The 273-nt window shown below is 57.1% G+C and carries 1 protein-coding gene; it reads left to right on the top strand.

What is annotated here, in order from left to right; all coding sequences use genetic code 11:
- On the top strand, nt 1–221 hold a 221-nt coding region (locus tag ACPYOG_RS19525), incomplete at its 5' end, for a helix-turn-helix domain-containing protein (protein WP_481295782.1).
- Nucleotides 222–273: the final 52 nt, after the last annotated feature.

Here is a 273-nt window from a genome sequence, read left to right as displayed (position 1 = left end):
AAGCCCCGGAGCCCGTCGAGCTGATCAAGGCCCACATGGAGATTAGCGGGCGAAAGCAATCCGATCTCGCTGAACTCTTCGGCTCCAAGTCGCGGGCCTCCGAGGTTTTGAACCGGAAGCGCGCCCTCACTGTGGATATGATCCACAAGCTGAACAAGGAATGGGGCATCCCTTCCGATTGCCTAGTCCGACCTTACCATCTTGTATCTGATGCGGCGTAGTCAGCACAAATCCGAACGGCCCACTGCCAGATTCAGCGTCTCGAACATCCTC

The organism is Leifsonia sp. HAY1-4F (assembly GCF_056755275.1).
The sequence above is the reverse complement of the archived record's forward strand: the minus strand, read 5'-3'. Positions and strand labels throughout refer to the sequence as shown.